The 5,735-nt window shown below is 70.7% G+C and carries 5 protein-coding genes; 4 read left to right on the forward strand and 1 reads right to left on the reverse strand.

Annotated features, from left to right (window positions below; genetic code table 11):
* Nucleotides 1-973: Gfo/Idh/MocA family protein (locus HUW36_RS24080; protein WP_246248304.1), on the reverse strand; the 973-nt coding region annotated here is incomplete at its 3' end.
* 244 nt (nucleotides 974-1,217) lie between these two features.
* Here HUW36_RS24080 and HUW36_RS24085 point away from each other — a divergent pair.
* From HUW36_RS24085 to HUW36_RS24100, 4 genes are all read left to right on the forward strand, one after another.
* On the forward strand, nucleotides 1,218-2,264 hold the full coding sequence (locus tag HUW36_RS24085; protein WP_174530262.1) for a LacI family DNA-binding transcriptional regulator: 1,047 nt from the start codon (nucleotides 1,218-1,220) through the stop codon (nucleotides 2,262-2,264).
* Nucleotides 2,265-2,361: 97 nt separating this feature from the next.
* The gene (locus HUW36_RS24090) at nucleotides 2,362-3,705 is read left to right on the forward strand and encodes an ABC transporter substrate-binding protein (RefSeq protein WP_174530263.1); all 1,344 of its coding nucleotides are present in this window, start codon (nucleotides 2,362-2,364) and stop codon (nucleotides 3,703-3,705) included.
* Nucleotides 3,706-3,725: 20 nt separating this feature from the next.
* Nucleotides 3,726-4,706, forward strand: a complete 981-nt coding sequence (locus HUW36_RS24095; protein ID WP_174530264.1) for a carbohydrate ABC transporter permease — start codon at nucleotides 3,726-3,728, stop codon at nucleotides 4,704-4,706.
* The gene (locus HUW36_RS24100; protein ID WP_174530265.1) at nucleotides 4,703-5,566 is read left to right on the forward strand and encodes a carbohydrate ABC transporter permease; all 864 of its coding nucleotides are present in this window, start codon (nucleotides 4,703-4,705) and stop codon (nucleotides 5,564-5,566) included. The genes HUW36_RS24095 and HUW36_RS24100 overlap by 4 nt, the downstream gene beginning before the upstream one ends.
* Nucleotides 5,567-5,735 lie beyond the last annotated feature (169 nt).

A 5,735-nucleotide genomic window follows, 5' to 3' on the forward strand; every position in this document is an offset into this window, starting at 1 on the left:
CGTCGAGATAGCCGGAATAGGCGGCGAGCGCGGCCTGTGCGGCCGCGTTCTCCTCGGCGTCGGAATGGGCCACGGGTGTGGCGGCACTTCCGGCCAGCGCCGCCAGGTCGTCCTCGATGGTCACGCCGGGGGCGAAGACGTTGCGGTCGCGGTGGTAGCCGTCCTCGGCCTCGGCGTCGAGGTACAGCTCGCGCAGCCTCGGGTGGTCGGCCAGGCGCAGCGCGAACGGGTCGCCGTCGGCGGCGGGGGAGCCGTGCGCCCGGTCGTAGTCGCGGGCGTAGCCGTGCCGGCGGCCGTCCGCGCCGTAGAAGAACAACCGGCCGTACGCGTGCACCTCGACCGGCCGGGCGTCGAGCCACCAGTTGACCAGGTCGAAGTGGTGCCCGGACTTGTGCACCAGCAGCCCGCCGGAGACGGACTTGTCCCGGTGCCAGCGGCGGAAGTAGTCCGCGCCGTGGCGCACGTCGAGCAGCCACTCGAAGTGCACCGACCCGATCTCGCCCACCGCGCCGTCGGCCAGCAGCCGCCGGACCTGCTCGTGCAGCGGGTTGTAGCGGTAGTTGAACGCGACGGTGACGCGTCGGCCGGTCTCGGCGACCGCGTCGAGGATGCGCCGGCACCGCTGCGCGTCCACGGTCATGGGTTTCTCCACGACCACGTCGCAGCCGGCGCGCAGCGCCGCCGTCACGTACTCGTCGTGGGTGGCGTCCACGCTGGTCACCAGCGCCACGTCGACGCGCTCCTTGGCGAGCATGGTGGTGAAGTCGGCGGCGGCGTACGTGGGCACCGGCGGGTGGCCCAGCTCGGCCAGCCAGCGGTTGTGCGCGTCCATCCTCGTCTGGTTGACGTCGGCGAGCGCGACCAGCTCGGCGGTGTCGGCGTGGTCGAGCGCGAGGGCACGGACGAACATCTCGGCGCGTGCCCCGGCGCCCACCAGGGCGTGGCGGACCCGTTCCCGGGCCGGTGGTGACATGACGTCGGCCTCCCCAGCAGTCGACTGCAAAGGTTTGCAGCCGAAGAAACCACGACTGTGGATACGTCGTCAACGGTTGCCGCCCAAGCCGCCCCATCCATCCGTATTGATGGGCATTCATGCACGTGGCGGGAACGCCTGCGCAATCGAGCCGCAACAATGGACCGTTGACACGGGCGCAACCGTTTGCATTAATGGGCGGCACCCCGTGACCCCCACCACACATCGGACGAGGGAGCCCGCCGTGCCAGCCACCATCCGGGACGTCGCCCGCGCCTCCGGTGTGCACATCTCCACCGTGTCCCGGACGTTCTCGGCCCCGCACCTGGTCAACCCGGAGACCCGGGTCCGGGTGCTGGCCTGCGCGGAGGACCTCGGCTACCGGCCCAACCGGGCCGCCCGGGCCCTCATCACCGGCCGTACCCACAACATCGGCCTGATCGTGGCCGACATCGCCAACCCGTTCTTCCCGCCGCTGATCAAGGCGGCGGAGGGGCAGGCCCGGCACCGCGACTACCACGTGTTCGTGGCCGACACCAACGAGGACCCGGTCGCCGAGGAGGACCTGGTCCACGCCCTGGCCAAGCAGGTCGACGGCGTGCTGCTGTGCAGCCCCCGGATGAGCAACAGCCTGATCGAGCAGGTCAGCCGCGAGGTCCCGGTGGTGGTGATAAACCGCCAGGTCGCCGGCCTGCCCTGCGTGATGATGGACGTCGGGCAGGGCGCCCGGGCCGCGATCGAGCACCTGCTCGGGCTCGGTCACCGCCGGATCGCGCTGCTCGGCGGCCCGCGCGGCTCCTGGACCGCCCGGGAGATGCGCCGCGCCGCCACCGCCGCCGCCCGCGGCGGTGGCGCGGAGCTGACGATCCTCGGACCCAACCAGCCCACCGAGACCGGCGGCGGCGCGCTCGCCGAACAGGTACGCCGCAGCGGCGTCACCGCCGTGCTCGCCTACAACGACCTGATGGCGATCGGCCTGATCGAGGGGCTGGACGCGATCGGGGCGCGGGTGCCGCACGACGTCAGCGTCGTCGGCGTCGACGACATCGCGCTGAGCCGGCTCACCCGCCCCAAGTTGACGACGGTGGCCACGCCGACCGCGGCCGCCGGCCGGACGGCCGTCGACATGCTGCTGCAACTCGACTCCGACGCGCCGCGCGGCGCCCGGGGCCGGGGCGCGGCGGCCGGCGACCGTCGCACCACCGCACAGGTAATGCTCCAGACCGAACTGGTCGTCCGCGACTCGACCGGGCCCGTCCCCGCGCCCGGCCGGGACGGCACCGTGGCCTGAGCAGGTGGCCCGGGCCCGCACAGCCCTGCGGACCCGGGCGACCCGTGGACGGCCGCCGGTGACGTCGTCGCCTCCCACATCCGAGGAGTGAGCGCAGATGCACCCCGCAACGTTCCCCACCGCCGGCGCACCCGCCGGGCGGGATCACCGTACCCCCCTGACCCGACGCCGACTCGTCCGCGGCCTGGCCGCCGTCGCGCTCGCCGTGCCGCTCGCCCTGGGCGCGGCCGGCTGCGGCGACGACTCCGGCGGCGGCGACGGCGGCCCGGTCAAACTCTCCGTCTTCTGGTGGGGCGGTGAGGCCCGGGCCAAGCTCACCGAGGACGCCCTGGCCCTCTACACCAAGAGGCACCCCGACGTGACGTTCGAGAAGACCTGGCAGGCCAACCAGGGTTACTTCGACAAGCTCGCCACGCTGACCGCGGGCGGCAACCCGCCCGACCTGTTCCAGATCGACGACAACTACCTGGCCGAGTACGCCGGCCGCAGCACCACGCTCGACCTGGGCAGCTACCGCGACTCCGGCAAGCTCGACGTGTCGAAGTTCCCCAAGAGCCTGCTGGAGTACGGCGTGGTCGACGGCAAGCTCGCCGGGGTGGCCGCCGGGGAGAACACCCAGGGCCTGGTCTACAACAAGACGCTGCTGACCAAGAACGGGCTGCCCGAGCCGACCACCGGGATGAGCTGGGAGGAGCACATCGCCTGGGCCGAGCAGGTGGCGAAGAAGACGAAGGTGCCCGGCACCCAGGACCCGAGCGCCGACTACAAGGCGCTCTGGGTCTGGCTGCGCCAGCAGGGCAAGGACCTGTACAAGGGCAAGGAACTCGGCTTCACCGCCGAGGACGTGACGAAGTGGTTCGAGCTGTGGAAGGGCGCGCGGGACCGGGGCGCCACCCCGACGCCGGACGTCATCCACGAGGGCAACTCCAGCGACATCACCAAGCAGCTAGTGGTCACCGGCAAGTCGGCCACCTCCTGGGTCTGGGTCAACCAGATGCCGGACCTGAAGAAGAACACCAAGGACGAGCTGGGCGTGGTCGCGTACCCGGGTGACCCGAGCGCGCAGTGGGCGCGGGCCTCGATGTACTGGTCGGTGTTCAAGGGCAGCAAGCACAAGGACGTCGCCGTCGACGTGATCAACTTCCTGAACAACGACCCGGAGGCGGTGGCACTGCTCGGCACCGACCGCGGTCTGCCGTCGAACATGGAGCTGCGGGCCAAGGTCAGCGAGACCGCCACCGACCCGGCCATGAAGCAGTCCATCCAGGTCGAGTCCGAGCTGGCGCAGAAGTTCGGCGCCTCGCCCCAGGTCCCGATCAAGGGGCACAGCAAGGTGAAGTCCGAGCTGGTCAAGGCCGCCGAGAACGCCCAGTACGGCCGTGCCACCCCGGCCCAGGCGGCGGAGCAGTTCGTCACCGCCTGCACGTCCGCGATCGCCTGACCCCACGAAAGGACCGTCCCGTGGCTGTCACCACGGCGCCCGGTCGGACCTCCCGTACCGGACCGGTCGGCCCCCGCCCCACGCGGCGCGGGGCCGGCCGGGTCCGGCTCGGCGAAGGACTGGCGGGGTACGTCTTCCTCTCGCCCTGGCTCATCGGACTGATGGGCGTCACGGCGATCCCGATGCTGCTCTCGCTCTGGCTGAGCTTCACCGACTACGACATCCTCACCCCGCTGTCCGAGGTGCGGTGGGTGGGGCTGGCCAACTACGAGCGGATGTTCACCGCCGACCCGTCGTACTGGCACGCGGTGCGGGTCACGCTGACGTTCGCGCTGATCGCGGTGCCGCTGAAGCTGGCCGCCGCGCTCGGCGTGGCGCTGCTGCTCAACCGGGCCTGGCGCGGCGTCGGGCTGTTCCGCAGCCTGTTCTACCTGCCGTCGCTGCTCGGCGGCAGCGTCGCGCTTGCCATCGTCTGGGTCAACATGTTCAACCGGGACGGCGCGTTCAACTCGTTCCTCGCCCTGTTCGGCGTCGAGGGGCTGCCCTGGGTCAGCGACCCGGACTGGGCGCTGGAGACGCTGATGGTGCTGGCGATCTGGCAGTTCGGCGCACCCATGGTGATCTTCCTGGCCGGGCTCAAGCAGGTGCCCACCGAGCTGTACGAGGCGGCGGCGGTCGACGGCGCCGGGGCGTGGCGGCGGTTCCGCGCGGTCACCCTGCCCATGCTCTCCCCGGTGATCTTCTTCAACCTGGTGCTGGAGACCATCAACGGCTTCCAGGGCTTCACCGCCGCGTTCGTGCTCAGCAACGGCACCGGCGGCCCGGTCGACTCCACCCTGATGTACACGCTGAAGCTCTACATCTCCGGCTTCACCGACCTGGAGATGGGCTACGCGTCGGCGATGGCGTGGGTGTTCCTGGTGGCGATCGGCGTGGTCACCGCCGTGTTCTTCAGCACCGGCCGGTTCTGGGTGCACTACTCGGACGGAGACGACTCATGACCACCGTGCCGGTTCGCCGCCGCCCGGGCAACCGGCAGGCGTTGCGCCTCGTGGTGCTCCTGGTGATCGTGGCGGTGGTGCTCTACCCGCTGTTCTGGATGCTCGGCACCTCGGTCAAGTCACCGGCCGAGATCGTCAACAACGTCGGCCTGCTGCCGGAACGGTTCACCCCCGGCAACTACCTCGACGGCTGGACCAACTTCGACGTCGGCTTCGGCCGGTTCTTCCTCAACAGCGCCCTGGTCAGCGGGCTCACCGTCGTCGGCAACGCACTGTCCTGCCTGCTCGCCGCGTACGCCCTGGGCCGGCTGCGGTTCCGGCTGCGCAAGCTGTGGTTCACCGTCATGATCGGCACGCTGCTGCTGCCCGGGCACGTGCTGATCGTGCCGCAGTACATCCTGTTCCGCAGCCTCGGCCTGGTCGGCGGTGACTGGCCGTACCTGCCGCTGCTGGTGCCGCAGTTCCTGGCCACCGAGGCGTTCTTCGTCTTCCTCATGGTGCAGTTCATGCGCGGCATTCCGCGTGAGCTGGACGAGGCGGCCACCATCGACGGCGCGTCCCCGTACGGCGTCTTCCGGCACGTCATCCTGCCGCTGAGCCGCCCCGCGCTGGTCACCACCGCGATCTTCTCGTTCATCTGGACCTGGAACGACTTCTTCCGGCAACTGGTCTTCCTGTCCAACCTGGAGGACTACACCGTCCCGGTGGCACTGACCCTGTTCATCGACTCCACCAGCCAGAGCGCGGTCGGCCCCATGTTCGCCATGTCGGTGCTGTCCCTGCTGCCGGTGTTCCTGTTCTTCCTCGCCTTCCAGCGGATGCTCGTCGAGGGCATCAACACCAGCGGGTTGAAGGGATGACCGCCGAACCCGTCCGCGCCGACTGGCGGGACACCCTGCGCGAGGCGAGCGACCTGGCGCTGCTCGGCTTCGCCGTGGCGGCCGCCGCGCTGCCGGTGCTCACGCTGGCCCCGGCCGTCGGTGCGGCCAGCGCCGCGTTGCACGACCGGGCGGTCACCGGGAGCTGGCC

It is taken from the genome of Micromonospora maritima (assembly GCF_902825405.1).
GTDB lineage: Bacteria > Actinomycetota > Actinomycetes > Mycobacteriales > Micromonosporaceae > Micromonospora > Micromonospora maritima.